Below are 25,759 nucleotides of genomic sequence, written 5' to 3'. Positions count from 1 at the left end.
CTATGAATGAATCACTACCGGAATGCTGCAAAGAAAACACCATCGCCAACAGGGCGGAATTGATTGATTGCATGGAAGCTCTTGAAGATACAACAAATATGACCATCGAGGCTCTAAGAGAACGGCTGCAATACTTGAAGGTAATGCGTCATACAGACCACTTGGCGATGTTTAAAGAGGATGAGGGTTTACTGGACATCTACGACCGCGCAAGTCTTACATTACAGAATGCTATTGATGCCTTGGGTAAATCATAGGCACCTGGATGAAAGCCCATCCAGCAATATTTCGTCAGGCAATGTCTTGATTCAGGGATTGGACATCGTCATCCTGCTGAAAAACCGACCCAATGAGGATCTGGTGAAAGGTGATGTAGGGTCCGTGGTGTTCATCGATGAGGGCGGCAAAGCCTTTGAGGTTGAGTTTACTACTCTGGCCGGTGATCCATTAGGGGTGCTGACCTTGGCAGAGGATGAAATCCGCCCCGTCTCGGCAAGGGATGTACCGCATGTGAGGGTGGCGTGAGTAATCTGTCAAAGAATAGTCCTGAACTTAAATGTGTTAAAGCGAAGGATTACTGCCTTTCCGTTCGTGATGGTACCCATGATTCACCCAAACCCGTAGATATAGGGTTTCCCCTTGTAACATCGAAACACCTAAAGTCAGGGCAGATAGAAATAAATGCTTGCTATCAAGTAGCTGAGGATGATTATTATGAAATAGTAAAGCGAAGCAAGGTTAATCAATGGGATGTGTTGATTTCGATGATTGGCACAATCGGTGAGGTTGCTTTAGTTAAAAATGAACCACATTTTGCAATAAAGAATGTTGGTCTTTTCAAATCACGTAGTGAAGCTGACGGAAAATGGCTTTACTATTACCTTCGTACAGATTTCGCGCAAAATTATCTTAGGGAAATTTCCAGAGGCACGACACAGCAGTATGTCCCCTTAGGTTCTCTAAGAGAAATGCCGATATACGTGTTTGATGACAAATCTGAAATGTCTCGCATCGCCAACATTCTGGGCACCCTTGACGACAAGATCGAGAACAACCGCAAGACGGCGAAAACCTTGGAGGCCATGGCGCAGGCCATCTTCCAGTCGTGGTTCGTGGACTTCGATCCGGTACGCGCCAAGATGGCCGGGGAATCGCCAGAAAGCATCTGCAAACGGCTGAAGCTCACGCCGGAAATTCTGGACCTGTTCCCGAATCGGCTGGTGGACTCGGAATTGGGGGAAATTCCTGAAGGGTGGGTTGACGGCTCGCTAGGCAATATTTGTTCACGGCGATCGGCACGGATCGGTAACCGCGATGCCAAAGTTCTGTCAGCGGTCACCGAAGGTCGTCTTGCTATATCGGACGATTACTTCACCAAACGGGTATACAGCAAAGACATAAAGAATTATCTGGCCGTCGAGTGGTATGATTTTGCCTATAACCCTTCTCGCATAAATATTGGATCAATAGGCATGCTTGAATCACATTTTCTTGGTGCGGCAAGCCCAGTCTATGTTGTTTTCCGTCCTGTCGAAGGGTACCAACAATTTATAAAATTATACCTACGCCTAGCAACCACCAAACAGTGGATTGCCAATTTTTCAAGTGGTAGTGTTCGACAATCTCTCTCTTATGACGATTTTGCAGCTATACCTTCTGTCATTCCGCCAAAAGTAATAATAGACGTTTTTAGTTCTATCCACGATTTTATGAAACATTCCACCGATTCCTTATATGAATGTGCTATTAAAACATCCGGTCTTCGCGACGCCATTTTACCTAAACTCATATCTGGTGAAATTCGTGTCCCTGGCCTAGATGATGGTGCCGGGTAGCCTATGTCGTTATCATCTATACTTATGTTCATCTCAGCTTTCGTAACATTTTGTTTGGTTTGTGTTACAGCATGGATGGCTTACCAGACAAAAAGGCTGGCGAACTATAATCAGGAAATTGTCAAGCAAAACAGAGCACTTTCCAAAAAGAACGACGCCCTGATACAGCAAAGCGAAAGACAGCATAAAGAGCGACTGCGTCCACTATGCTTTCCAATCACGCAGGATAGCAATGTTATAGATTTCAACAAAGCCATAACTATGGGGGCGCCAAGTTCAAATCATGGCCCGGGAATCCCTCCTCACATTGAGTTTCTTGTATGTAACAAGGGCCTTGGACCGGCCATAAACATGCGTTTTCATATCAACGATATACATAATCGGCGAATCACCAAAGATTTTATGGTCACACATGTCCTTCCACCCAATGAGGAAAATAAATTTGTATCACACATTCCGCCGCTGAATATGCTAGATGAAAATGGTGGTTTGTTTTTTGGAATGGAACCAAGCCAAGTTGTCAACGATGCATATTTTATTATTTGTGAATATGGAAGTATGTTTTCTAAGGAAACTTTCCATTCCATAGTTGCAAAAGGCTATCGGGACCCTTCATTGGCCGGCGACGGCAAGAATCAGTGGCGGCTCAATCGCCCTCTCACCCCACCTGTTGAGTTTAGGCTCGGACTGGACCCGTCTAAGCCAATATGGCCGCTTCCGCCTGAAGACGCTAATTATTCCGCCGAGTTCCTCAATCTTTCTTCGCCACCGGAAAATGGGCAGTCCACATGACCCCCCTCAACGAATCCACCATCGAACACCACGCCATCGCCCTATTCAAAGAAATGGGCTACACCTACGCCTTTGGCCCCGACATCGGCCCTGACAGCGACCATCCCGAACGGGCAGATTATGAAAACCCCCTGTTACTGGAACGCCTGAGCACCGCCATCCATCGTCTGAATCCAGAAGCCCCCAAGGACATCCGCGAGGAAGCCCTGCGCCAGGTGCAGGCCATCGCCGTGGGTGGACTCATGACCGAGAACAGCCTCTTTCAGCAGATGCTCGTGGAAGGGGTCAGGGTGGCCTTTATGGTGGACGGCGAAGAACGCGGCAGCATCGTCCGCCTGCTCGACTACGACCATCCCGAAAAGAACGATTTTTTGGTCGTGAACCAATATACCGTCATCCATGACCGGGTGAATCGCCGGGCTGACTTGGTGGTCTTCCTGAATGGCCTGCCGCTGGGCCTCTTTGAACTCAAAAACATGGTGGACGCCAACGCCACCATCCGCAAGGCATGGAATCAGCTACAGACCTATCAGGCCGATATCCCGAACCTCATGGCCTACAACGCCGTGCTGGCCATCAGCGATGGCCTCAAGGCCGCCGTGGGCTGTCTGGGTGCCCCCTATGAACGCTTCCTGCCGTGGAAAACCATCGACGGGCAGGAACTCATGCAAGGCGGGGATGACCCGCTACGCTTTCTGATTCACGGGGTTTTTGAACCCAGCCGCTTTCTGGACTTGATCCGCTATTTCATCGCCTTCAGCGACGATGGCCGCACGCTCAGCAAGAAGATCGCCGCCTATCATCAGTTCCATGCCGCCCAAAAGGCCCTGCTGACGACCCTTGCAGCGGCAGGCATGGGCGGCGACCGCCGGGGTGGTGTGGTCTGGCATACCCAGGGGTCCGGCAAGAGCCTCACCATGCTCTTTTTCGCCGGAATGCTGATTCAACATCCCGCCCTGGAAAACCCCACGATTCTCATGCTCACCGACCGCACGAACCTGGACACCCAGTTGTTCGATACCTTTGCGGCGGGCAAGCAACTCTTGCGGCAAGACCCGCAACAGGCCGACAGCGTCAGTGATCTGCGGGAACTGCTGCAAAGGGCTTCCGGTGGCGTCCTCTTCAGCACCATCCAGAAGTTCCAGAAAGACCGTAACGATGCCTTGACGGCACATCCCGTGCTGTCCGACCGAAAGAACATCATCGTCATGGTGGACGAGGCCCAGCGCAGCCAGTACGAGATTCTGGATGGGTACGCCGCCAACCTGCGGGCGGCCTTGCCCAACGCCACCTTTGTGGCCTTTACGGGCACCCCGCTGGAACTGGATGACCGGGATACGCGGGTCGTCTTTGGGGATTACATCGACATCTACGACATCCAACGGGCTGTGGAAGATGGGGCAACCGTCCCAATTTATTACGAAAGCCGACTGGTGCGCCTCAATCTGCCGGAAGACCAGCGCCCGGTCATCGACAGCACCTTTGAGGAAATCACCGAAGACGACGAGCAGGAAAACCGCGAACGCCTGAAAACCCGCTGGGCGCAACTGGAAGCCCTAGTGGGTGCGCCGAAGCGGGTGGAACAGATTGCCGCCGATCTGCTGGAGCACTGGGAAAAGCGGAAAAGCATCCTGTCCGGCAAGGCCATGATCGTCGCCATGAGCCGCCGCATTGCCGTGGAACTCTATGATGCCATCATCGCCCTGCGCCCCGACTGGCACAATGAGGATGACGCGCAAGGCGGTATCAAGGTGGTCATGACCGGTTCCGCCAGCGATCCCATCGAATGGAAGCCGCACATCCGCAGCAAGGCGGGCAATGAAGCCATTGCCGACCGCCTGAAAGACCCCGAAGACCCGCTGGAAATGGTCATCGTGCGCGATATGTGGCTGACCGGCTTCGACGCCCCGGCCCTGAATACGCTGTACGTGGACAAGCCCATGCGCGGGCACACGCTCATGCAGGCCATCGCGCGCGTCAACCGGGTATTCACCAACAAGTCCGGCGGACTGGTGGTGGACTACATCGGCATCGCCCAGGACCTGAAAAACGCCATCGCCACCTACACCCGTTCCGGCGGCAAGGGCAATCCGGCGGAAACCGTGCAGGAAGCCATCAAGGTGCTGCTGGAAAAGCTGGATATTTGCCGCAGTATTTTCCATGGGTTGGACTATCAGGATTATCTGACCGGCGACGGGTCCGAAAAGGTGGCCACCCTGCGCAAGGCCACTGAATTCATTCTGTCCCAGGAACTCACGGAAGACGGCCTCAAGCGCCGTTTTCGCAACGCCACCTCCGGCCTCAAGAAAGCGGCGACCCTGGCCGCCGGTGACGACATCGTGGAACGCTGCCGGACCGAGATCGTTTTCTTCCTGAGTGTCCGCGCCACCCTGGACAAGACCAGCGAAGCCGAATCCCTGGTGGAAGAACAGGAATATGCCATCCGCCAACTCATCGACCAGTCCATCGCCCCGGAAGGCGTGGTGGACCTGTATGCGGTGGCGGGCCTGCCCAAAAGCGAAATATCCCTGCTGTCCGATACATTCATCCACCAGATCGAGGCCATGCCCGAAAAGAATCTGGCGCTGGAAATGCTGCGCCGTCTGCTGCAAGACACGGTACGCAAGGAAGGCAAGGGCAACCTGATCCAGAGTAAAGCCTTCTCGGAAAAGCTGGAAGAAGCCCTGCGCAAGTACCACAACCGCTCAGTGGATACCGTCGAGGTCATGCAGGAACTCATCGAACTGGCCAAAGCCTTGCAGGCGCTGGATCAGCGTCATGCGGCGCTGGGCCTCAGCAAGGACGAAGCGGCCTTTTACGATGCCCTGGCGACCAACGATTCCGCCGTGCAGGCCATGGGCGACGAGGCCCTGAAAATCATCGCCAAGGAAGTGGCCGATACCGTGCGCCAGAACACCCGCATCGACTGGTCCATCCGCGAACAGGCGCGGGCGCATCTGCGGCGCATGGTGAAACGAGTCTTACGGAAACACGGCTATCCGCCTGATATGCAGGAAGGGGCGGTGAATATGGTTATTGAGCAGGCTGAGGGGTTGGTGGGGTAATCGGCAAAAGGCGAACTCACCCCCGATACTGCCCATCGCGCCATTTTAATGCTGGATTATCTACAGGAACTCGTAAAGTCAGCCTGGAATATTTGGCAATAGTAGACAGTCCCGTTTCAAGCGGCCAATCGTATGCCCGTGCCTCTTCTGGCTTTGTGGGGCATGCGTAAATAACGTAATATTTTTTACTTCCATGCACATTCCGAAAGCACCAATAACGAGTTAAGACTGGAAGTGGTCACTCTGCAGCAGAATGACATCATTCGACCCGCCGCCGCCATTCGCCCTGCTGCTACGAACGACAGGAATGCAGCGGATGCGGTCGTTCAAATTCGGGCGGATTGGTGTAGAATCAAAAAAGTAGGACGGTTGTAGCCGAGGAGATCCGGAAATGTTATACGGCAATGTCGGGTGTTATGCTGCAAACCCGGTGCAGTTGAATTCACGTTAGGGTGAAAGAGAGCCATGGATTCTGCTATGCCAACAAAAATTCGAATCGCCGCAGTGCAAATGAATTGCCGCCCCGGAGAAGTAGCCCATAACTTGGCGCATGCTGAGGCCATGGTCGCAAGTGCAGCAGAACAGGGCGCTACACTTGTTCTGATGCCTGAATTGATGCCCAGCGGATACATGGCAACAGAGGAAATATGGAACTCGGCAGAAACCATTGATGGCCATTCAGTTAAATGGCTATTAAGCACCGCCAAACGCTTTAGAATTTACCTTGGCTTTAGTTTCTTGGAGGCCGAAGGTGAGGATTTTTATAACTCATTCGTGCTAGCCAGCCCTGAAGGTAAGCTCATTGGTAGAGTGCGCAAAAACCCACCGGCCTCGATAGAGGCCTATTTTTACAAGGCCGGTTCTGATCCCCACGTTATTGAAACAGAGATTGGCCGAATTGGCGTGGGTATCTGCTACGAGAATCTTCTTTACGACCAGATGTGTTTTCTTCATGGCGAAAATGTCGATCTAGCGTTATCACCCGCTGCTGCAGGTAGACCAAAACCGTTTATTCCGGGAGACGTCAAGAGGTTCGAGGACATGCTGATTAATGGCCGGGCGATATTTGCAAAAACCCTTGGGGTGCCTGTAGTCATGGCAAATAGAGTCGGCCCTTTGGAAACCGATCTTCCCGGAAACCTGCCGTATTTGAAAAGCAGTTTTCCAGGGTTGTCGTCGATCGTTGATTACGATGGCGCGGTAAAAGCAGAGCTTGGCGACGAGGAAGGCATTATCCTGGCCGATGTTCATCTTGGACATAGTGTCGAACGAAAAAACAAGCCAAGGCGATATGGGAAAATATGGGGCATTCCCGTGCCTTGGTACGCTTTTATCTGGCCGCTGACCCAGAAATGGGGTGAGAAAAGCTATGCAACTAATATTCGGAGAAAAGAGCGTGCTTTGTCGGTTAGTAGGAGTGCGAAAAGTGTCGCACCCTAACAACGCCATCAACGCGGACGGGCAAAAGCGCCGCTTCGCTCTGCTTTTGCCCGCCGGTTATGGCGAGCGTTAGGCCCTCAAGCCTAGGAAAGGACACGACATGACAGTGAATGTATGGCCCCGGAATCAATACACCGGGGTTGGCGGCGGCGCCTATACCGGAGTAGGTGGTGGGATGTATACGGGAGTTGGCGGTGGCGCCTACACGGGTGTCGGAGGTGGCCTTTACACGGGCGTGGGTGGAGGTCTTTACACCGGTGTTGGAGGCGGCATGTACACGGGAGCGGGTGACTCATTACATGAGCAACATTCCACCGTGGCCACATTTCGTGCGAGAACTTGAGGCGAGGGGATATCAATCGCAAGCGGACATGATCCGAAGGTATCTTCCAGAAAGGCTTTGGCCAGAGAACTACTTTCAAAAGTGAGGCTTCGTCCAACCAGTCGCTTGAGCCGACTCACGTCGGCAAGCCGCTACTCGCGGCCCAGCTTCAACGTTAAAGGGCAAATGTCTGCAATCAGTCTGGGCGAGCCATCAGACGGCGTTGTTTCCTGCGATCCAGTATGGAAACTGAGAAGTGCGGGACTAACAGACACCGTTATTTGACGCTACTATCGGATCGCGTTAGCATTCACCGATGATCATGAGCTTTGCGGACAAGCAAACCGCCGCAGTCTTCGCTGGCCTGAAAGTGCGCCGCTTTGGAGCGGAATTATTGCGGATGGCGCAGCGGAAACTGGCACAGTTGCATCGCGCCGGCCGGATCGAAGATCTGGCTGTACCACCAGGCAACCGCCTGGAGAAGCTCTCCGGCGATCGGAGCGGCCAATGGAGCATGCGCATCAATGACCAGTGGCGGATTTGCTTCGTATGGCGCGACAGCAACGCCTGGGACGTGGAGATCGTGGATTATCACTGATGGATGGAGGTATATCGTGAGCATTCGTGTGGACGAGATCGAAAAGATGGATTTTTCCGATGTGGCGAATCTGCGCGAAGGTCGGTCTGCCCCCATTCACCCCGGCGAGATCTTGCTGGAAGACTTTCTGAAGCCGATGGGCATCACCCAGTACCGTCTAGCCAAGGAAATCGGCGTCCCGCAGCGCCGTATCGGGGAGATCGTGATGGGAAAGCGGGCCGTTACCCCGGATACCGGGCTGCGGCTGTCCCGGTTTTTCGGGATGAGCGACGGTTTCTGGGTGGGCCTGCAAACCGATTACGATCTCGCCGTGACGCGCCACGCCATGCAGGCAGTTCTCAATAAGATTCAACGATACGACGTTCATGCGGCGTAACGACCAGAATCCGCTGGTAACGACTCCGGCAGGTTGAGTTTGCCACACTCTGTGGCAGGTGGGCTGAAAGGCTATATTGCAGCGTAAGCGGTCGTCCAGCGGACTGATCATCATGTTCTGGAAACTTGAATTCAATTTACACAAGGGATTGAGTAGAGAAGAATGGTTGCCAAATTTGAGCACGTCAAAGGCGAGATGCGGCAACCTGTCAGTTTGATGGGCATGGGTTGCATTGAACCGATTGTTGTGATGACCGAGTATGGTTAAATTGTAACCTGGTTCAATCCAAGGAGAATCATTCATGACCAATTCAACGGACTACGTGCCCCCTAAGATTTGGGTCTGGAACAAGACTGAAGCAGCTAGTGCCTTCACGCTTCTCAACCGTCCCGTTTCAGGACCAACCCACGATAAAAAACTCCCCGTCGGTCATCACCCATTGCAACTGTACTCTCTGGCGACGCCCAATGGCCAAAAAGTAACAATCCTGCTAGAAGAGTTGTTAGCACAGGGTCATATCGGTGCAGAATACGACGCGTGGCTAATCAGTATCCGTGACGGGGATCAATTTGGAAGTGGTTTTGTAGCAGTGAATCCGAACTCCAAGATCCCAGCTCTCGTGGATCACAGCGGTTCACAGCCTATTCGGGTTTTTGAGTCTGGTGCGATCATGCTGTATTTAGCACAGAAATTTGCGGCGTTCCTGCCTACCGATCCAAGTAGGCGCGCCGAGTGCCTATCATGGCTATTCTGGCAGATGGGGAGCGCCCCTTACCTGGGTGGCGGATTCGGTCATTTCTACGCCTATGCCCCAGAAAAGATTGAATATGCAATCAATCGTTTTGCTATGGAAGCCAAGCGACAACTTGATGTGCTCGATAAACGGCTCTCGGAAAATGAATATATAGTAGGTAGCGAATATACGATTGCTGATATGGCCATCTGGCCTTGGTATGGTGGTTTGGTTAAAGGCTGGCTGTACGATGCTGCGGAGTTTCTTTCGGTGAAGGACTACCCGAATGTTCGGCGCTGGACAGACAACATCTACGCCCGCCCTGAGGTACAACGCGGGATCAAAGTCAACCGTATCGTTGGCGAACTTTCCAGCCAGTTGCATGAACGCCATGATGCGAGTGACTTTGATCTACGCACGCAAGATAAGCTCGTAAATGCCAAGCCATAATCAAAGGCGTGGCCATTCATACTGAAGCAAACCTCGTTCCTTTGGGGGGTTAGTGACGAGTTTCTTCTGTCATGAAAAAAACTAAATTCTGCAATTGTGATCATGGATAATGAATGTCCGCTTCCAGTCTGGACCAGCCCTTCGGTAAAAAACTCTACAGGAGATATCTAACCGGAGAGAGTCTAGGTAAAAGTTTCATAAACTGTACACCATCTCCCTCCAACCAGAAAGCTTCCGCACACACTCCTCACAGACATTCATCTTCCAACCCATGGCGCAGCAAGTATTGTCAGGGTTTTGGACACCGAGGACATAGGTTTCCAACCAGATTTTGCATATAGCCTTTTTTCTTGTACTTTACCCACCTGCCGCCGCGAGCAAGGCCATCCTTGTAAGTGGCTAAACGGCGGCCATAAAGCGGTCAAACGAGGGGTGTCGTTTCACCCAAGGCGTGACCAATGGATCAGGTCGCGGCAGCAGCGGAAGATAGCTATCTTCCGTGCATTCCATATGTACCGCAACGGCCTGGAACCATGATCATGCGTGTTGTCATTATTGACATCATTACCACGGGATTACATGATAGCCTCCATGAAAGCTACCCTGATCACCAGCTTCAAGGATGTTGCGCCGAATGGCGATCTCATGGAGATGGTGGTGTGGCGCGTACCGAAGCCTGTGCTGCCATGTGGGCACTGCTTCAAGTACCGGCTGGTCTACGTGGTCAACGGCACAAGGGTCATCGGCTATGACAACGAGCCCGGCAAGGGCGACCATCGTCACGTCACCGGCGAGGAAAATGAATATACGTTCACCAGTGTGGAACAGTTGATGGAGGATTTCATCGCGGAGGTGGAACAATGGAAATGCGAACACTGACCATTACCGTACAACCGGACTGGAAAGCAGCCCTACGCGCTGCCGGTAAAGCCGCGCAGGCTGAAACCTACCAGGGGGAAACCCTGAACTTTGAATCGCCGGATGTGTTCCTGGGCCGACTGACTGCGCTGCGATGGTCTCTGGTGCGCCAGATCATGAGTGCAGGGGAAGTGTCCATCCGGGAGCTGGCCCGGCGGGTAGGCCGGGATGTGCGTCGCGTACACGATGACGTGCGGGTACTCGCCGAACTCGGACTGATAGAACGCACGGCCAACGGCGGGGTGTGCTGCCCGTTCACCGACATTCATCTGGATATGCACTTGCGCAAGGCGGGATAACGCGGTGCTGGAGAAAGGAATATGACACGGCGCAAGATTGTACAGACAACCGATCCTTATCAAATCCAAGAGGTCATTGAAAAGGATGGGCGGATTCATTGGGAAATTTTTGGTCCCTATGGATTCCTCAGCGATCATACATCGTTAGCTGATGCGGAAACGAAGGTAAAGGATCTCATCAAAGGTATTACACAGTAACGAGCCGTCTGCAAGGCGGTGGTTTTTGCGGGTAAATCGGAGTGTGGCGCGTACCGCGCTTGCGTTAAATCGCCGCTGGTCAGGGTGTCTGGCTGAGCCGCCTGCGGGGCGATCTTGCACGTTGAGCAATCAATATGCACCACATAATGACAGGATCGCAGCGGGAGCGGCCATTCACCTCCAAGTTGCGAACGAGTAGTATCAGTCTGTACCTGCCCTTCAACAAGCAGCCTCGACCGACAGCTCTTGGCCGGTACTACTCGTTCCTGTTCCCAGTGGGAATGTCTGTTTACGCTTGCAACACCCATACAGTTATTTCTGGTCGACGTAGCCAGACGTTATATCAGTGAGATAATTGAAAAAAGCTCTATAGACATCGGGAAATGGCCGGTTACTGAGGTTCCACCACCACCGCCGTTCCATAAGCCGTGACCTCATTCATGGCCTGCCCCTGCCCAGCGTCAAACTCACCGGAATCGAAGCGCATGCCAAGAATCGCATTGGCCCCCAAGGATCGAGCATGCTCGGCCAGTTGTTCCAGCGCATCATCGCGGGTCTGGGCAATCATCTTGAGATACCCCGCCTGCTTGCCGCCAAAGATGGCACGGACACCACCGAGAAGATTACCGATGATGTTGCGGGATCGGACACCCGTGCCGTAGACCGGCCCAATGACCCGGACCACGCGCATGCCGGGGCAGTCGTTGATGGTGAGGATGAGGACGGGGTTGGCTACGTTGGTCATTTTAACGCCTCAAGATTCCCTGTGAAAATGGTTCTGTAGGGCTTCCATATCCCTTACAACGGCGGCAATGTCTTTGCCTCTGATGGATGCCAGAGACATCTTTGCAAGGGGTCTGGCCTGCCATTGGCGAAGTTAAGCTTGGACGCAAAAAACCACCTAGCAATTTAAGCCAAGTGGTTGATTTATTTGGTGGCGCTTCAGGGACTCGAACCCCGGACACGCGGATTATGATTCCGCTGCTCTAACCAGCTGAGCTAAAGCGCCGTGAGGCGCAAATTAAAGCCCTAACCTGCGTGCCTGTCAAGAGCGACGCGGCAATTCGCCCATTCATCGTCAGCGCAGCAACCGGCGACTGAGCAGACGCCACCCAAGCACATAGGCCACCAGGGTGTACAGCAGCAGCACGCCCGTGTGGTACAGCACCTCATGGGGCAGATGCCCGGTCAGCAGCGGTCGCAGCAGGGCCACCGCATGGGTCAGCGGCAGCACCCCGGCAATGTCCTGAGCGAAGGGCGGCAGCGATTGGATGGGGTAGAAAACGCCGCAAAAGAGAAACATCGGCGTCACCGCCAGAGTGAAATAATACATGAAGAAATCATAACTGCGTGCCAGTGCCGTGATGACCAGCGCCACCCCGCCGAAGCTCAGCCCCGCGAGCAAAATGACCGGCAGCGCCAGGATCACCCAGGGGCCCTGTATGGCGCCAAAAAGGCTGGCGACGATGATAATGGCCACGGCACTGATCAGGCCTTTGACGGCGCACCAGGCCACCTCACCGGCGAGGATGTCGCTGACCCGCAAGGGAGTGGCCAGCATCGCTGCGTAAGTGTGCTGGGCGCTCATCCGGGTAAAGGCCGAATATAGGCCCTCGAAGCTGGCGGTGTTCATCACGCTGCTGGCGACGATGCCGGAGGCGATGAAGGTGATATAGGGCATTCCGTCCATCCGCCCGACGAAGTGCCCCAGACCGTAACCCAGCGCCAGCAGGTAAAGAAGCGGGTCGCCGAAGTTGCCAAGCAGGCTCGGCACCAGCAACTTGCGCCAGACACCGAAGTTGCGCTGCAGGACAGCCAGCGCCCCAGCCCCTGGCAAGGCGTCGCGTATCGGCATTATTCGGTTTCCTCCCGCAGATCGCGTCCCGTCAGGCGCAGGAACACATCCTCCAGACTGGCGGGACGCTGTATCCAGCGATAGGCCGGATCATCGCCAAAGTGCGCCAGCAGCGGACTTAGATCCGACCCGTAGCAGATCAGGGTGTCGCCCACGCGCTCACTGAGGCTCACCCACTGGCGATGCAGATCCTGCGGGTCCGGCGGCTCACCGTCCACCCGGCGCAATTCGACGACGCCCCCGGGGATATGGGTGGCGATCAGCCCGCGTGGACTGTCTTCCGCCAGAATCCGGCCATGGTCGATGATCCCGACCCGATCCGCCAGACGTTCCGCTTCATCCATATAATGCGTGGTCAGGAGCAGGGTGGTGCCCTGTCGCCGCAATTCGCGCAGACGCTGCCAGATGAGATGGCGGGCCTGGGGGTCGAGTCCGGTGGTGGGCTCGTCCAGCAGCAACAACTTGGGGGCGTTGATCAGGGCGCGGGCAATGGTCAGGCGGCGTTGCATGCCGCCTGACAAAGAGTGGATCGGTTGCGCGGCGTAGCCGCTGAGGGCCATGAACTCCAGTAACTCGGCGCTGCGCTGGCGAATCAGCGCTTTCGGCAGGCCGAAGTAGCGGCCGTAGGTCCAGAGGTTTTCCTGAACGGTAAAATCGGGGTCCAAGTTGTCGGTCTGGGGCACCACCCCCATGCCTGTCCGCGCCGTGCGCCCCATTTCCGCGAGCGTCCGGCCATCGATGCGAACCTCTCCGCCATCGGTGGGCGTCAGCCCCTGGATCGCCCGTACCGTAGTGCTTTTACCCGCCCCGTTGGGGCCGACCAGGGCGAAGCATTCTCCGGCGGCGACGGCGAGGTCTACCCCGCGCAGCACCTCGCGCCCGCCATAGCGCTTATGCAGCGCCCGTAGTTCAAGAAAAGCTGGCTTCACGACAGGGGCTGCTGACTCCCATCTCGCTTGCTTCTTCACTGAGGGACGCCAACAGTGCCGCTCGCAGCGCATTGAGCTGACCATGAAAGAAGTGGTCCGCGGGAAGCAAAATTTGCCTGGGCTGGACGGGCAGTGTATCAACCCAGTTTTCTACGCTCGTGGCGGGCACCAGTTCGTCCAGTTCGCCCTGAATCAGGGTCCACGGGCAGGAAGGTGCCGGCAGCACCGTGAAATCAAAAAGATTGACGGGCGGGGCGACGGTCAGCAGACGGCGGATGCGCGGATGGCGATGCACGCTGCGGTAGGCCACATAGGCTCCGAAGGAAAATCCGGCCAGCCAGATGTCGAAACCGGGGCGGCGCTCCTGCACCCAGTCGAGCACCGCCAGGCAATCCTCGGTTTCACCACGACCATCATCATAGACGCCGCCGCTCTCGCCGACTCCGCGAAAATTGAAACGTAGCGAGGGGATACCCAATTGATTGCAGGTCCTGCTCAGATAATGCACTACCTTGTTGTGGAGTGTGCCGCCATAAAGGGGGTGCGGATGGAGAATGACCGCCACCGCGCCGCGCGTCTCTTTGTCGGGGCAATCGGTAATGCCTTCCAGCGGACCCGCCGGACCCGGAATGATGACCCGCTGGCCTACACATTCCAGGCTGGCCAGTTCGCCGCCGTCATAGAGGTGACTCCGGTCGATAGGCAGCATCAGATCCGCAACCGTTCGACGGGTATGCCGTCGCGCAGGTGAGACTCGACGATCTCGCGAATATCGTCGGCATCCACGTAGGTGTACCAGACGGCGTCTGGGTAGACTACGGCAACCGGGCCCTCATCACAGCGCCCCAGACAGCCGCAGCGGTTGACGCGTACCTGTTTTTTACCGTGAATGCCGAGCGCTTTGGCGTGCTGCTTAGCCACATGAAACACCTCTTCGGCAATGCCGCTGTTATTGCAGGCACGCTCACCGTTCTCGCGCTGATTCAGGCAAACGAACAGATGCCGTTGATAAAAAGCACCTTCCATAAGCGTTGACCCTCTATCCATAGAAGGACATCATACCCTAATTAACCCTTACTGACAGCGTGCGGAGGTGTCATGTTCAGCGATCAAGTCATTGCCAATATCGATAACGCCTTGCGTACCCTGACCGGACAGCAGGTGGGCAGTGATCGACCCTATCCGGCCAGGGATATTCCCGATACCCTCCTGCGCCCCTGGGAGCGACAGCGGGCCGGGCGCATGATGCGGGTCAACCATGCGGGTGAGATCATGGCGCAGGCACTCTATACCGGCCAGGCAACCGGCACCGATGACCCTGAATTACAGGAGCAACTACAGCGCGCGCGCACCGAGGAAGAAGACCATCTGCGCTGGTGTGAAGCCCGCCTGAGGGAGTTGGACAGCCGCCCGAGTCTGCTCGCTCCGCTCTGGTACGGCGCGGGCTGGAGCATGGGTTTTCTCGCCGCCCGGCGTGGCCGCGCCAGCAATCTTGGCCTGGTCGTTGCGGTAGAAAATCAGGTGGAAGAACATCTCAACAGCCATCTGGATGAACTCCCTGCCGACGATGGCCGCAGTCGCGCCATCGTGGCGCAGATGCGCGATGACGAAGTCGGGCATGCCGCAAAAGCGGAAGAACTGGGCGCGGAAAAACTCCCCATGCCCATCCGCCTGGCGATGGGGGTTTTTTCCAAGGTTCTGACGCGGGGGGCGCTGTGGGTCTGACGGCTCAGGAAAAATCACTGCCGGATGTCGGCGCCGGGCGGATATGCAAGTGGTCCCCACCCGCCAAGTGGATGCGGTAACGACCGGCCATTACGGCCTCCGCCATGCTGGCGATGGTCTGTCTGCCGAGCAGGTCGATCACCTCGGCCTTGAGCGGCTTCCACTGGGTATGCACGGGGCAGGCGGTTTCATCCGCGCACGCCTTGAGGCCGAGTACGCAGCCCTGACCAAACGCCTGCCCTTCCACGATCTCGATGATGTCGAGGATGTTCATCTGTCCTGCTCCGGGGCGCAGGACAAAGCCGCCGCCGCGGCCCTTGAAGGAATCGAGCACCCCGCGCTTGGCCAGATCCTGCAGGATCTTCGCCAGATACTGGGCCGGGACGTGTAGGTAATCGGATATGTCCCGACTCAGCACCGGCTGCCCGGATGGCTGTGCCGCGAGGTAGATCAGGGCCTGTAAGGCGTATTCGCTGGTTTTACTCAGTAGCATGGAGGCATCCTCAGCATTCTTCTCGAATCTCATAGTCGTGGGTGATCGCCGCAGTTTTGCCCAACATGATGCTGGCCGAGCAATATTTTTCTGCGGATAGGCCGATGGCGTGGCTTACCCGCTTGGGATCAAGCGCCTTGCCGGATACCACAAAATGCAGATGAATCCCGGTGAACACCTTCGGGTCCTGCTCCGCCCGCTGGGCCGCCAACTCCACCACACAGCTGCGGATATCCTGCCGGGACTTCTGAAGGATCATCACCACATCGATACTGGAGCATCCGCCCAGACCCATCAGCAGGAGCTCCATGGGGCGCGGGCCGAGATTACGTCCGCCGATCTCGGCGGCGCCATCCATGACCAAGGCATGGCCACTGTCGGCGTCGGCAACGAAGCTCATCTGCCCAGGACCCATCCATTGTACGCGTGCTTCCACTCTTCGCTCCCTATTCCCGGACACCACCGATTCCCATTTAATGACAATCAACTAGCCGTGTAAACTGCGTTTAGTCAAAAAACAGGTGTTGCAGGGCGTCTCCCGGCTGGGCAGTGCGCATAAATGCCTCGCCAACGAGAAAGGCACCGACTCCCGCCGCGCGCAGGGTGGCTACCTCCTCCCGGCTGCGGATGCCGCTTTCGGTGACGACGATCCGCTCTCGGGGAATCTCCGGGAGCAGTTTCAGCGTGGTTTCAATCTCGGTGACAAAACGCCGCAGGTCCCGGTTATTGATGCCGATCAGTGGGGTCCGCAATTTTAACGCGCGCTGTAACTCGGCTGCATCATGCACCTCCACCAGCACCGCCAGGCCCAGGCTCTGCGCCGTTGTCTCCAGACTCTGCAGCTCCGCATCGCTCAGGGCCGCAACGATGAGCAGGATGGCGTCGGCCCCAATGGCCCGTGCCTCCCAGACCTGATAGGGATCGATGCAGAAATCCTTGCGCAGCACGGGCAGTGGGCAGGCCTCACGGGCGGCGGCGAGATAGAGGTCGGCGCCCTGAAAATAGTGTTCATCGGTCAGCACCGACAAGCAGGCTGCACCATGGGCGGCGTAGTCTTGGGCAATGGTCACCGGGTTGAAGTCTTCGCGGATTACCCCCGCCGAGGGCGATGCCTTTTTGATTTCGGCGATCACTGCGGGCTGTCCCTGGGCCATTCTGGCCCGAATGGCGCCGACGAAGTTGCGCGGCGGTGCCGTCAGGGCCACTGCCGCCTGCAACTCCGCAAGGCCCAGGCGGGTTTGGCGCTCCACCAGTTCCTCCCGCTTATGGGCAATGATTTCCTGAAGTATGTCGGTCATGTCTTATCCCTGTGAAGTCCTGCCCAGCAATGCCTGCCACTTATCCCAGGCGGCGCCGGATTTGAGCACAGCCCGGGCGACCACCACGCCCACCGCCATATCGGGGACCACGTCTGCCGCATAGAGGGCGGCCCCGGCATTGAGCAGAACGACGTCGCGACGCGGTCCGGGGCGATCCTGCAATACCTCTTCCGCCGCCGCCAGGGCCGCCGCCACGCTGTCGATTTGCAGGGTCGCCAGCGGTGCTCGTGACAACCCGAAGTCCTCCGGCTGAACCCGGCTGCGACTGATCGTCCCGTCTTTTAACTCGGCTATGTCTGATGGCCCGGACAGGCTGATCTCATCCACGCCATCGTGCCCATGTACCACCAGCACATGGCGTGATCCCAGTTCCCGGGCGGCTTCTGCCATGGGAATCAGCCAGCGCTCGGCATAAACGCCGAGTACCTGGTGCGGCGCCCCCGCCGGGTTGCTCAGTGGCCCCATGAGATTGAACAGCGAACGGATAGCGAGCTCCTTGCGCGGACCAACGGCGTAACGCATGGCACCGTGGTGCGCCGGCGCGAATAGAAAACCAATACCGATGCGCTCGATACTGTCGGCGACTTCTGCGGGGCTCATGTCCATGGGCAAACCCGCGGCTTCCAGCACGTCAGCGCTGCCGCTGCGGCTGACCATGGAACGGTTACCGTGTTTGGCCACCCGCGCCCCGCCGGCCGCCGCCACCACGGCAGACACCGTCGATATGTTGAAGGTGCTCAGTGCGTCACCTCCGGTACCGCAGGTATCGAGCAGGTGATCGGTGGAGACCTCCACCCGCGTCATACAGGCGCGCAAGGCCTGGGTGGCGCCCACCAGTTCCTCGACCCGCTGCCCCTTCATGCGGAGTCCCATGAGCAGAGCGCCGATCTGGGCGGGGGTCCATGCGCCGGCCATGATAGAGGCGAAGACTGTTTCCGCCTCTTTGCGCGACAAGTCCTGCCCCGCCACGATTTGTTCGAGTATGTCCCGGACGATCATCGTGCGCCCCCTTGCAGAAAGTGTTGCAGCAAGGTCTTGCCGTGCTCGCTAAGAATGGACTCTGGGTGAAACTGTACACCCTCCACATCCAGGGTACGGTGGCGCAAGCCCATGATTTCTCCTTCTGCGGTCCAGGCCGTCACCTCCAGCGCCTCGGGCAGTGAGTCGCGCTCGACGATCAGGGAGTGATAACGGGTGGCGACAAAGGGGTCGGGTAAGTCGCGGAAGACTCCTTTGCCGTTATGGAAAATTGGTGAGGTCTTGCCATGCATCACTTTGTCGGCACGGATGACTTTGCCGCCGAACGCCTGACCGATGGCCTGATGCCCGAGACAAACGCCGAGCAGCGGGATTTTCCCGGCGAAATGATGGATGACGTCCAGCGAAATGCCTGCTTCGTTGGGTGTGCAGGGTCCAGGGGAGATGCAGATGCGGCTGGGAGCTAGTTGTTCAACAGCCGCCACGTCGATGGCATCATTGCGCTCGACCCGCACTTCCGCCCCCAGTTCGCCGAAGTATTGCACCAGGTTGTAGGTGAAGCTGTCGTAGTTATCAATCATGAGTAGCATGATCTGCCCTCCCTTCGGGGTCGAGGCCGTTTTCGGCCAGTGCTACGGCGCGGAACATGGCGCGGCGTTTGTTCATGGTTTCTTCCCACTCCGCCGCGGGCTCCGAGTCGGCGACAATGCCGCCGCCCGCCTGGATATGCAGCATGCCATCCTTGATGACGGCGGTGCGAATGGCAATGCAGGTGTCCATATTGCCATTCCAGCCCCAGTAGCCCACCGCTCCGGCATAGACGCCGCGCGCTACCGGCTCCACCTCACGGATGATTTCCATGGCGCGAATCTTGGGCGCACCGGACACCGTGCCTGCCGGGAAGGTCGCTCGTAAAGCATCCATGGCGTCCAGCTCCGGGCGCAATCGTCCCGTGACCTGGGAGACAATGTGCATGACATGGGAGTAGCGTTCGATACCAAACGAATCGGTTAGCTGCACCGAACCGGTGTCGGCGATACGCCCCACATCGTTGCGCGCCAGGTCGATGAGCATGAGGTGTTCGGCGCGCTCTTTGGGGTCGGCGAGGAGTTCCTGCTCCAGCGCCTCATCTTCGGCGCGGCTCTTGCCGCGCGGACGGGTGCCGGCAATAGGGCGCACCGTGACCTGATCCTCTTCGACGCGCACCAGTATCTCCGGCGACGAGCCCACCAGATGGGTATCCCCCAAGTCCACATAAAACATGTAGGGGGAAGGGTTGATGCCACGCAGGGCGCGATAGAGATCCAGGGGGTGCGCGGCCAGCGGTGTGGACAGGCGTTGGGAGGGCACCACTTGCATCACGTCCCCGGCGCCGATATATGCCTTGATGGTGCGCACTGCCGCCATATAGCCCTCACGACTGAAGCTGGCAGTGAAATCTTCCTCGCGCACGTGTCGGGTGCTCACTGGCGGTGGGGACGGCGGTACCGACTCGCGCAACCGCTGTTGTAGCGCCCGCAGGCGGGCGGTGCCACGCTCCCAGGCCTCGGGTTGGGCGGGGTCGGCATGCACCAACAGGCGGAGGGTCCCGCGCAGGTTATCGAAGATCAGCAGTTCGTCGGCCACCAGCAACTGTATTTCCGGCAACCCCAGCGGGTCGGGCAAAGGCGTGCTGCGGGCGAGGCGGGGTTCGATGCTGCGGACGATATCGTAGCCAAAATAGCCTACCAAGCCGCCGCTGAAACGCTCATCGGCATTTTCCAGTGGTGCTACATGGAAGCGTCTGCGGAAGGCGCTGATCCATTCCAACGGGTCCGCCGGGGTAGCCCGCTCGGTCTCGACGCCGTCCACATGAACAGTGACAACCCCCTGGGTGACTCGCAATATCTGCTGTGCCGGAAGACCGATGATGGAATAACGGCCCCATTTCTCGCCGCCCTGCACAGATTCCAGCAGGTAGGCATAGGGACCGTCGACCAGCTTGAGATAGGCCGATAAGGGAGTATCGAGGTCGGCGATGACCTCACGGGAAAGGGGTATACGGTTGTAGCCTTGGCGCGCCAAGGCCTCAAAGGTTGCTTTTGGAATCACGGATCACCTCGTTAGAGCGATAGATAAGGAAGCCACTGCCTTTCAGCAGCAACGCCATCGTCTCTCCCACCGCAGTGTTTTCCGCATGGTACCTCTGATCCCTCGCAACGCTACGCCAGAATATCCAATAATTCGCTCATGTTGTCCAGTACCGCGTCGGGCTCCAGGCAATGAACGGACTCGTCGCCGTTATAACCGTAGGTCACGCAGGCAATGGGCATGCCCGCCGCGCGTGCCGCCTCGGTGTCGTTACGTGAATCGCCGACCAGCAGGCAGTTTTCCACCGGCTGATGAAAGTGTTCAGCCGTGTGGGTCAGGGGCAACGGGTCGGGCTTTTTCCGTGGCAGGCTGTCGCCGGACAGGACCAGTCCGAAAAAATTGTAGAGGTCCAGTCGCTGGAGCAGCGGCACGGTGAAGGCCGCGGTCTTGTTGGTGATACATACCAGTTCCCGGCCCTGAGCCTGCAAGGTCTCCAGCGTTCTGCGCACGCCCGGGTAGATCACGCTATGATCCAGCAGATGCTCCCCGTAGTACTTGCTGAAATCGACCATGGCCGCATCCAGTTCCGCTTCGCTGGGATCGCTATAGATCGCTAACGCGCGACGCATCAGTTCACGGACACCGTTACCGATGAAGCCACGAATGACCGGCATTTCGGCGGGCGCACGCCCGAGTTTTTGTAGCACATGGTTGGCCGCACCGGCCAGGTCCGGCGCGGTGTCTATCAGCGTGCCATCCAGATCGAGCAGGACGACGCGCGCGGTAAACGGCGTACCGGTATTCAGCGTTACCATGATTCAGCCCGCCAGGGCTTTGCGGAAAGCGGCGATGGTCGCAGCGTAGTCGGGGGTGTTATAAATGGCGCTGCCCGCCACGAAGACATCGGCGCCGGCATCGGCGACCCGCCGCACATTGTCCACCTTGACGCCACCATCCACTTCCAGTTCGATAGCCTTGCCGGTCGCCTCGATGCGCTTGCGGATCGCCTCGATCTTGCGCAGGGTGTACTCGATGAAGCTCTGCCCGCCGAAACCGGGGTTGACGCTCATCACCAGCACCAGGTCAAGACTCTCCAGGACATAGTCCAGCACATCGAGGGGCGTGGAAGGATTGAGGGAAACGCCAGCCTTACAACCCAGGCCGTGGATCAACTGAATGGTACGGTCCAGATGGATCGTCGCTTCGGGATGCACGGTAATGATATCGGCGCCGGCCTTGGCGAAATCGGGAATGATGCTATCCACCGGTGAGATCATGAGGTGGACATCCAGCGGCTTTTGGGTGTGGGGCTTGATGGCGGCCGCCACCAGCGGACCGATGGTCAGATTGGGGACGAAATGGTTGTCCATGACGTCGATATGGATATAGTCGGCACCCGCCGCATCGACGGCGCGCACTTCTTCACCCAGACGGGCAAAATCCGCCGAAAGGATGGACGGGGAAATCTTGAACTGAGTCATTTTGCCTCCAAAACAAGGCGAGAGCGCCATGCGCCCTCGCCAGTCGACCGATAGGTAGCGTTATTTAGACGCCGGTGACGCGGGGGTCGAGTTCACCCTTGCTGTAGCGCCTGAACATGGTATCCAGCGGGATGGCCTTGATCTTGCTGGCCTGCCCGGCGCTACCGAAGGCCTCATAACGCAACCGGCAGATATCGCGCATGGCATCGATGGAGGCAGTCAGGAACTTGCGAGGATCAAAGTTCTTGGGATTTTTGGCCAGACTCTGACGCACCGCACCGGTTGCCGCCAAGCGCAGATCGGTATCGATGTTGACCTTGCGCACACCGTACTTGATGCCTTCCTGAATTTCCTCTACCGGCACACCGTAGGTTTCGCCGATGTCGCCACCGAATTCGTGGATGATCTTCAACCAGTCCTGCGGCACCGAGCTGGAGCCGTGCATGACCAGATGGGTATCCGGGATACGGGCGTGAATTTCCTTGATCCGGTCGATACGCAGGACCTTGCCGGTCGGCGGCCGGGTGAACTTGTAAGCGCCGTGGCTGGTGCCGATGGCGATCGCCAGGGCGTCCACTTTGGTGGCTTTCACGAATCGGGCCGCTTCTTCGGGATCGGTCAGCATCTGGTCATGGCTCAGACAGCCCTCGGCACCGACACCGTCCTCTTCGCCCGCCATGCCGGTTTCCAGGGAGCCGAGGCAGCCCAGTTCGCCCTCGACGGTCACACCGACGGCGTGAGACATCTCCACGACCCTGCCGGTCACAGTGGCATTGTAATCATAGCTGGCGGGGGTCTTGGCGTCCTCCAGCAGGGAACCGTCCATCATCACGCTGGAGAAGCCGGAGCGGATGGCCTGGATGCAAACCGCCGGGCTCGCGCCGTGATCCTGATGCAGGACGACGGGGATGTCGGGATACTCTTCGATGGCGGCCAGAATCAGATGGCGCAGAAAGGGTTCGCCAGCATACTTGCGGGCACCGGCGGACGCCTGAAGGATGACCGGCGCGTCGGCGGCAGCCGCCGCTTCCATGATCGCGCGCACCTGCTCCAGGTTGTTGACGTTAAAGGCGGGGATGCCGTAGCTGTGTTCCGCGGCATGATCCAACAACTGACGCAATGAAACCAGGGCCATAATACTTCTCCTAAATGTGAATAAAAATGGATTGGGTCTTGAGCAATCGTATAGAGGAGCCCCCCAAACCGCAAGCCGGGCCCCGTAACGGTCGGGAGTGGCCAGACTCAGGCGCGGTGCGTGACATCGCCGACCCGCACCAGCTTGAGGGTATTGGTGCCACCCGGAGCGCCCATGGGCTCACCGATGGTGATGAGGATCAAATCTCCGTCGCGAACGACGCCGCGCCGCCGCAGTTCATCCTCGGCCGCATGCATCACCTGCAGGGGGTCATCATGGCGACTCTGGGGGAAATTGACCGGGTGGACACCGCGATACAAAGTCACCTTGCGCCGGGTATAGACCTGGGGGGTCAGCGCGTAGATGGGCACCCGGGGATTGGCGCGGGACAGCCACAGCGCCGTGGAACCACTCTCGGTAAAAGCCGCGATGGCCACGATGGGCGAGCGCATGGTGGCCAGAATGGCTGCCGCTGCGATGGTTTCGTCCATGCGTTCCAGTGGCCGGTCGATGATCTGCACGGTACCGGTGGCCGGTGCCTGGCGCTCGGCTGCGCGACAGGTACGGTCCATGGCGGCGACCGCCTCTACCGGGAAGGCTCCGCTTGCCGTTTCGGCGGACAGCATCACCGCATCCGTACCGTCGAGGACCGCATTGGCCACATCGGAAACTTCGGCGCGGGTAGGAATCGGCTGGTGAATCATGGACTCCATCATCTGCGTCGCCGTGATCGTCAGACAGTTGTACTTCTGCGCCAAGGCGATAATCCGCTTCTGCACCGGAGGCACCGCCGCATCGCCGATCTCAACGCCGAGGTCGCCCCGCGCCACCATGACCGCCTCGGACACCGCCATAATCTCTTCGATGGCCTCTACCGCCTCGGCCCGCTCGATTTTGGCAACCAAGGCGCCGTGACCACCCGCCTCGCGGAAGAGACGACGGGCTTCCTCCATGTCGGCGGCGCTGCGCGGAAAAGAAACCGCCAGATAGTCCGCCTCGAGGCGCGCAGCGGTGATGATGTCCGCCCGGTCCTTATCGGTCAGCGCCGGCGCCGTCAGGCCACCACCCGCCCGGTTGATGCCCTTGCTGTTGGAGAGTTCACCACCCTGCACCACCCGGGTGTGAATTTCGGAGCCCTGCACCTTTTCCACCCAGAGCACGATCATGCCGTCATTGAGCAGCAGGGTTGCCCCCCGGTCCACATCATTGATCAGTTGCGGGTAGGTCACGCCAACCCGCGTCTGATCGCCAATGGTGCACGTGGTATCGAGAATAAAAGGCTCGCCTTCCCGGATATGGATCTTGCCTTCGGCAAATTTGCCGATGCGGATTTTGGGCCCCTGCAGATCGGCCAGCACCCCGATGGCCCGGCCATGAGCGCGCGCCCTTTCCCGGACCATCTCCGCACGCTTGACGTGATCCTCTGCCGCGCCATGGGAGAAGTTGAGGCGAACGACATCAACACCCGCCTCGATCAGGCGATCGATGACCCGCACATCAGAACTGGCGGGACCCAGGGTTGCGACGATCTTCGTCCGGCGTATCAAGTGTGTGTACCTCGTGCACGTTCTTCCAGCATGGCTACGGCAGGCAGAGTCTTGCCTTCGAGAAATTCCAGGAAGGCGCCCCCACCCGTACTGATATAGGAGACCTTATCTTCGATATGGAATTTGTTGATCGCCGCAATGGTGTCCCCCCCCCGGCAATGGAAAAGGCGCTGCTTTCCGCCACTGCCCGGGCGATGGCCTCAGTGCCATGGGCGAAAGCGTCAAACTCAAATACGCCCACCGGGCCATTCCAGACGATGGTGCCCGCCTTGCGCAGGATATCGCCCAGCGTTTTGGCGGTGTCGGGACCGATATCGAGCACCATGTCATCGGCAGCGATATCATCCACCCTGCAGGTTCGCGCCGGGGCCGTCGCCGAAAATGCCTTGGCGACCACCACGTCGCTGGGCAGCGGGACATCGCCGCCCTTGGCCCTGGCTGCGGCGATGATGGCCTGAGCATCAGGCACCAGATCCGCTTCACAGAGGGATTTGCCGACGGAATGACCTGCGGCGAGGATGAAGGTGTTGGCGATGCCGCCACCCACCACCAGTTGATCCACCTTGTCCGCCAGGGACTTTAGGATGGTCAGCTTGGTGGACACCTTGGACCCGGCGACAATGGCGACCAGAGGACGCCGGGGGTTCTGCAGGGCCTTGCCCAGTGCGTCCAGCTCATTGACCAGCAGCGGACCGGCGCAGGCGACGGGAGCGAACCTGCCGACCCCATGGGTGCTGGCCTGGGCGCGATGGGCGGTACCGAAGGCATCCATCACAAACACGTCACAGAGCGCAGCCATCTTTTTGGACAGCACCTCGTCGTCCTTGCTTTCGCCAGTATTGAAGCGCACGTTTTCCAGCACGACGACATCGCCGTCCCGAAGCTGCGCAAGGCGGTCTTTACCGGCTTCCAGCCAGTCCCGTACCAACGGCACATCGCGGCCCAGCAACTGGCTGAGGTGGGCGGCGACCGGAGCGAGGCTGGCCTTTTCGTCGAAAACGCCTTCCTTGGGACGCCCGAGATGGGACATCAGCATCACACGCGCGCCGCCGGCCAGCGCGGCGCGAATGGTGGGCAGGCTGGCGCGGATGCGGGTGTCATCGGTAATAGCCCCCGCATCATTCATGGGGACGTTGAGGTCCTCACGAATCAGCACCCGCTTGCCCTTTAATGGCACATCCATCATACGCAGGACATTTAT

At 57.8% G+C, this 25,759-nt stretch carries 28 protein-coding genes, 1 tRNA gene and 1 pseudogene; 13 read left to right on the top strand and 17 right to left on the bottom strand.

Annotation, left to right across the window (positions count from 1 at the left end; translation table 11 throughout):
• The first annotated feature begins 2 nt into the window (after window positions 1-2).
• The 12 genes from AFERRID_RS07810 (at window position 3) to AFERRID_RS15165 (ending at window position 11,026) form a co-directional block, all read left to right on the top strand.
• Complete coding sequence (locus tag AFERRID_RS07810) at window positions 3-257, top strand: hypothetical protein (protein WP_126604785.1); 255 nt, start codon at window positions 3-5, stop codon at window positions 255-257.
• Window positions 258-315: 58 nt separating this feature from the next.
• On the top strand, window positions 316-525 hold the full coding sequence (locus tag AFERRID_RS07805; RefSeq protein WP_225981870.1) for a DUF4926 domain-containing protein: 210 nt from the start codon (window positions 316-318) through the stop codon (window positions 523-525).
• Complete coding sequence (locus AFERRID_RS07800) at window positions 522-1,835, top strand: restriction endonuclease subunit S (RefSeq protein ID WP_126604779.1); 1,314 nt, start codon at window positions 522-524, stop codon at window positions 1,833-1,835. Before AFERRID_RS07805 ends, AFERRID_RS07800 begins: the two co-directional genes overlap by 4 nt.
• A 3-nt stretch (window positions 1,836-1,838) precedes the next feature.
• Window positions 1,839-2,627 carry a hypothetical protein gene (locus AFERRID_RS07795; RefSeq protein ID WP_126604778.1) on the top strand — a complete coding sequence of 263 codons (789 nt, stop codon included), beginning with the start codon at window positions 1,839-1,841 and terminating at the stop codon, window positions 2,625-2,627.
• Window positions 2,624-5,692: a type I restriction endonuclease subunit R gene (locus AFERRID_RS07790; RefSeq protein WP_126604776.1), complete on the top strand. Its 3,069-nt coding sequence runs from the start codon at window positions 2,624-2,626 to the stop codon at window positions 5,690-5,692. The genes AFERRID_RS07795 and AFERRID_RS07790 overlap by 4 nt, the downstream gene beginning before the upstream one ends.
• Window positions 5,693-6,169: 477 nt before the next feature.
• The gene (locus tag AFERRID_RS07785) at window positions 6,170-7,132 is read left to right on the top strand and encodes a carbon-nitrogen hydrolase family protein (protein WP_172959354.1); all 963 of its coding nucleotides are present in this window, start codon (window positions 6,170-6,172) and stop codon (window positions 7,130-7,132) included.
• 638 nt (window positions 7,133-7,770) lie between these two features.
• Complete coding sequence (locus AFERRID_RS07775) at window positions 7,771-8,052, top strand: type II toxin-antitoxin system RelE/ParE family toxin (RefSeq protein WP_126604773.1); 282 nt, start codon at window positions 7,771-7,773, stop codon at window positions 8,050-8,052.
• 16 nt (window positions 8,053-8,068) lie between these two features.
• Window positions 8,069-8,428, top strand: coding sequence for a HigA family addiction module antitoxin (locus AFERRID_RS07770; protein WP_010642615.1), 360 nt, complete (start codon window positions 8,069-8,071; stop codon window positions 8,426-8,428).
• Window positions 8,429-8,729: 301 nt separating this feature from the next.
• Entirely contained in the window at window positions 8,730-9,611 is an 882-nt protein-coding gene (yghU, locus tag AFERRID_RS07765) for a glutathione-dependent disulfide-bond oxidoreductase (RefSeq protein ID WP_054609019.1), read from the top strand.
• 591 nt (window positions 9,612-10,202) lie between these two features.
• Window positions 10,203-10,490 carry a toxin-antitoxin system TumE family protein gene (locus AFERRID_RS07760; protein WP_126604771.1) on the top strand — a complete coding sequence of 96 codons (288 nt, stop codon included), beginning with the start codon at window positions 10,203-10,205 and terminating at the stop codon, window positions 10,488-10,490.
• Entirely contained in the window at window positions 10,472-10,828 is a 357-nt protein-coding gene (locus AFERRID_RS07755; RefSeq protein ID WP_126604770.1) for an HVO_A0114 family putative DNA-binding protein, read from the top strand. The genes AFERRID_RS07760 and AFERRID_RS07755 overlap by 19 nt, the downstream gene beginning before the upstream one ends.
• A gap of 21 nt (window positions 10,829-10,849) precedes the next feature.
• Window positions 10,850-11,026 carry a hypothetical protein gene (locus AFERRID_RS15165; protein ID WP_172959352.1) on the top strand — a complete coding sequence of 59 codons (177 nt, stop codon included), beginning with the start codon at window positions 10,850-10,852 and terminating at the stop codon, window positions 11,024-11,026.
• A 391-nt stretch (window positions 11,027-11,417) separates the two neighbouring features.
• Here the strand turns inward: AFERRID_RS15165 and AFERRID_RS07750 are convergent, their stop codons facing one another.
• From AFERRID_RS07750 to AFERRID_RS07725, 6 genes are all read right to left on the bottom strand, one after another.
• Complete coding sequence (locus AFERRID_RS07750) at window positions 11,418-11,771, bottom strand: YbjQ family protein (RefSeq protein WP_126604769.1); 354 nt, start codon at window positions 11,769-11,771, stop codon at window positions 11,418-11,420.
• Between the two features lie 187 nt (window positions 11,772-11,958).
• A tRNA-Met gene (locus AFERRID_RS07745) sits at window positions 11,959-12,035 on the bottom strand.
• Window positions 12,036-12,104: 69 nt separating this feature from the next.
• Window positions 12,105-12,881: an ABC transporter permease gene (locus AFERRID_RS07740; RefSeq protein WP_126604768.1), complete on the bottom strand. Its 777-nt coding sequence runs from the start codon at window positions 12,879-12,881 to the stop codon at window positions 12,105-12,107.
• Entirely contained in the window at window positions 12,881-13,810 is a 930-nt protein-coding gene (locus AFERRID_RS07735; protein WP_126604767.1) for an ATP-binding cassette domain-containing protein, read from the bottom strand. The genes AFERRID_RS07740 and AFERRID_RS07735 overlap by 1 nt, the downstream gene beginning before the upstream one ends.
• Complete coding sequence (locus AFERRID_RS07730) at window positions 13,791-14,519, bottom strand: alpha/beta hydrolase (RefSeq protein ID WP_126604766.1); 729 nt, start codon at window positions 14,517-14,519, stop codon at window positions 13,791-13,793. The genes AFERRID_RS07735 and AFERRID_RS07730 overlap by 20 nt, the downstream gene beginning before the upstream one ends.
• The gene (locus AFERRID_RS07725; protein ID WP_225981871.1) at window positions 14,519-14,857 is read right to left on the bottom strand and encodes a (2Fe-2S) ferredoxin domain-containing protein; all 339 of its coding nucleotides are present in this window, start codon (window positions 14,855-14,857) and stop codon (window positions 14,519-14,521) included. Before AFERRID_RS07725 ends, AFERRID_RS07730 begins: the two co-directional genes overlap by 1 nt.
• A 51-nt stretch (window positions 14,858-14,908) precedes the next feature.
• On the opposite strand from AFERRID_RS07725, the gene coq7 reads away from it, so the two are divergent.
• Complete coding sequence (gene coq7, locus AFERRID_RS07720) at window positions 14,909-15,535, top strand: 2-polyprenyl-3-methyl-6-methoxy-1,4-benzoquinone monooxygenase (protein WP_126604765.1); 627 nt, start codon at window positions 14,909-14,911, stop codon at window positions 15,533-15,535.
• A gap of 4 nt (window positions 15,536-15,539) precedes the next feature.
• On the opposite strand, the gene AFERRID_RS07715 is transcribed toward coq7, so the two are convergent.
• From AFERRID_RS07715 to AFERRID_RS07665, 11 genes and pseudogenes are all read right to left on the bottom strand, one after another.
• The gene (locus tag AFERRID_RS07715; RefSeq protein WP_113527138.1) at window positions 15,540-16,028 is read right to left on the bottom strand and encodes an RrF2 family transcriptional regulator; all 489 of its coding nucleotides are present in this window, start codon (window positions 16,026-16,028) and stop codon (window positions 15,540-15,542) included.
• A gap of 10 nt (window positions 16,029-16,038) precedes the next feature.
• The gene (locus tag AFERRID_RS07710; protein WP_009567144.1) at window positions 16,039-16,464 is read right to left on the bottom strand and encodes an OsmC family protein; all 426 of its coding nucleotides are present in this window, start codon (window positions 16,462-16,464) and stop codon (window positions 16,039-16,041) included.
• 70 nt (window positions 16,465-16,534) lie between these two features.
• Window positions 16,535-17,326 (bottom strand): indole-3-glycerol phosphate synthase TrpC, encoded by a 792-nt coding sequence (gene trpC / locus AFERRID_RS07705; RefSeq protein ID WP_113527139.1) that lies wholly within the window; start codon window positions 17,324-17,326, stop codon window positions 16,535-16,537.
• Between the two features lie 3 nt (window positions 17,327-17,329).
• On the bottom strand, window positions 17,330-18,346 hold the full coding sequence (gene trpD, locus AFERRID_RS07700; protein WP_113527140.1) for an anthranilate phosphoribosyltransferase: 1,017 nt from the start codon (window positions 18,344-18,346) through the stop codon (window positions 17,330-17,332).
• Window positions 18,343-18,915 carry an anthranilate synthase component II gene (locus tag AFERRID_RS07695; RefSeq protein ID WP_113527141.1) on the bottom strand — a complete coding sequence of 191 codons (573 nt, stop codon included), beginning with the start codon at window positions 18,913-18,915 and terminating at the stop codon, window positions 18,343-18,345. Before AFERRID_RS07695 ends, trpD begins: the two co-directional genes overlap by 4 nt.
• Window positions 18,899-20,416, bottom strand: coding sequence for an anthranilate synthase component I (trpE, locus tag AFERRID_RS07690; RefSeq protein WP_126604764.1), 1,518 nt, complete (start codon window positions 20,414-20,416; stop codon window positions 18,899-18,901). Before trpE ends, AFERRID_RS07695 begins: the two co-directional genes overlap by 17 nt.
• Window positions 20,417-20,526: 110 nt before the next feature.
• The gene (locus AFERRID_RS07685) at window positions 20,527-21,210 is read right to left on the bottom strand and encodes a phosphoglycolate phosphatase (protein ID WP_126604763.1); all 684 of its coding nucleotides are present in this window, start codon (window positions 21,208-21,210) and stop codon (window positions 20,527-20,529) included.
• A gap of 3 nt (window positions 21,211-21,213) precedes the next feature.
• The gene (gene rpe, locus AFERRID_RS07680; protein ID WP_126604762.1) at window positions 21,214-21,876 is read right to left on the bottom strand and encodes a ribulose-phosphate 3-epimerase; all 663 of its coding nucleotides are present in this window, start codon (window positions 21,874-21,876) and stop codon (window positions 21,214-21,216) included.
• A 64-nt stretch (window positions 21,877-21,940) separates the two neighbouring features.
• A complete protein-coding gene (fba, locus tag AFERRID_RS07675; protein ID WP_113527145.1) occupies window positions 21,941-23,011 on the bottom strand; it encodes a class II fructose-bisphosphate aldolase in 1,071 nt (356 codons plus the stop codon).
• 107 nt (window positions 23,012-23,118) lie between these two features.
• Window positions 23,119-24,558, bottom strand: coding sequence for a pyruvate kinase (pyk, locus tag AFERRID_RS07670; RefSeq protein ID WP_126604761.1), 1,440 nt, complete (start codon window positions 24,556-24,558; stop codon window positions 23,119-23,121).
• Window positions 24,555-25,759, bottom strand: a pseudogene (locus tag AFERRID_RS07665) (phosphoglycerate kinase). The gene pyk and the pseudogene AFERRID_RS07665 overlap by 4 nt, the downstream one beginning before the upstream one ends.

Source organism: Acidithiobacillus ferridurans (assembly GCF_003966655.1).
GTDB classification, from domain to species: domain Bacteria; phylum Pseudomonadota; class Gammaproteobacteria; order Acidithiobacillales; family Acidithiobacillaceae; genus Acidithiobacillus; species Acidithiobacillus ferridurans.
The sequence above is the reverse complement of the archived record's forward strand: the minus strand, read 5'-3'. Positions and strand labels throughout refer to the sequence as shown.

Coding starts and splice junctions, on each gene's coding strand:
- rpe (WP_126604762.1), bottom strand. CDS start 21,876: ATGACTCAGTTCAAGATTTCCCCGTCCATCCTTTCGGCGGATTTTGCC.
- AFERRID_RS07790 (WP_126604776.1), top strand. CDS start 2,624: ATGACCCCCCTCAACGAATCCACCATCGAACACCACGCCATCGCCCTA.
- AFERRID_RS07755 (WP_126604770.1), top strand. CDS start 10,472: ATGGAAATGCGAACACTGACCATTACCGTACAACCGGACTGGAAAGCA.
- AFERRID_RS07810 (WP_126604785.1), top strand. CDS start 3: ATGAATGAATCACTACCGGAATGCTGCAAAGAAAACACCATCGCCAAC.
- trpD (WP_113527140.1), bottom strand. CDS start 18,346: ATGATCGTCCGGGACATACTCGAACAAATCGTGGCGGGGCAGGACTTG.
- AFERRID_RS07775 (WP_126604773.1), top strand. CDS start 7,771: ATGATCATGAGCTTTGCGGACAAGCAAACCGCCGCAGTCTTCGCTGGC.
- AFERRID_RS07730 (WP_126604766.1), bottom strand. CDS start 14,519: ATGCTGCCTATCGACCGGAGTCACCTCTATGACGGCGGCGAACTGGCC.
- AFERRID_RS07750 (WP_126604769.1), bottom strand. CDS start 11,771: ATGACCAACGTAGCCAACCCCGTCCTCATCCTCACCATCAACGACTGC.
- AFERRID_RS07740 (WP_126604768.1), bottom strand. CDS start 12,881: ATGCCGATACGCGACGCCTTGCCAGGGGCTGGGGCGCTGGCTGTCCTG.
- AFERRID_RS07760 (WP_126604771.1), top strand. CDS start 10,203: ATGAAAGCTACCCTGATCACCAGCTTCAAGGATGTTGCGCCGAATGGC.
- AFERRID_RS07725 (WP_225981871.1), bottom strand. CDS start 14,857: ATGGATAGAGGGTCAACGCTTATGGAAGGTGCTTTTTATCAACGGCAT.
- fba (WP_113527145.1), bottom strand. CDS start 23,011: ATGGCCCTGGTTTCATTGCGTCAGTTGTTGGATCATGCCGCGGAACAC.
- AFERRID_RS07715 (WP_113527138.1), bottom strand. CDS start 16,028: ATGCTACTGAGTAAAACCAGCGAATACGCCTTACAGGCCCTGATCTAC.
- coq7 (WP_126604765.1), top strand. CDS start 14,909: ATGTTCAGCGATCAAGTCATTGCCAATATCGATAACGCCTTGCGTACC.
- AFERRID_RS07785 (WP_172959354.1), top strand. CDS start 6,170: ATGCCAACAAAAATTCGAATCGCCGCAGTGCAAATGAATTGCCGCCCC.
- AFERRID_RS07685 (WP_126604763.1), bottom strand. CDS start 21,210: ATGGTAACGCTGAATACCGGTACGCCGTTTACCGCGCGCGTCGTCCTG.
- yghU (WP_054609019.1), top strand. CDS start 8,730: ATGACCAATTCAACGGACTACGTGCCCCCTAAGATTTGGGTCTGGAAC.
- trpC (WP_113527139.1), bottom strand. CDS start 17,326: ATGACCGACATACTTCAGGAAATCATTGCCCATAAGCGGGAGGAACTG.
- AFERRID_RS15165 (WP_172959352.1), top strand. CDS start 10,850: ATGACACGGCGCAAGATTGTACAGACAACCGATCCTTATCAAATCCAA.
- AFERRID_RS07795 (WP_126604778.1), top strand. CDS start 1,839: ATGTCGTTATCATCTATACTTATGTTCATCTCAGCTTTCGTAACATTT.
- AFERRID_RS07695 (WP_113527141.1), bottom strand. CDS start 18,915: ATGCTACTCATGATTGATAACTACGACAGCTTCACCTACAACCTGGTG.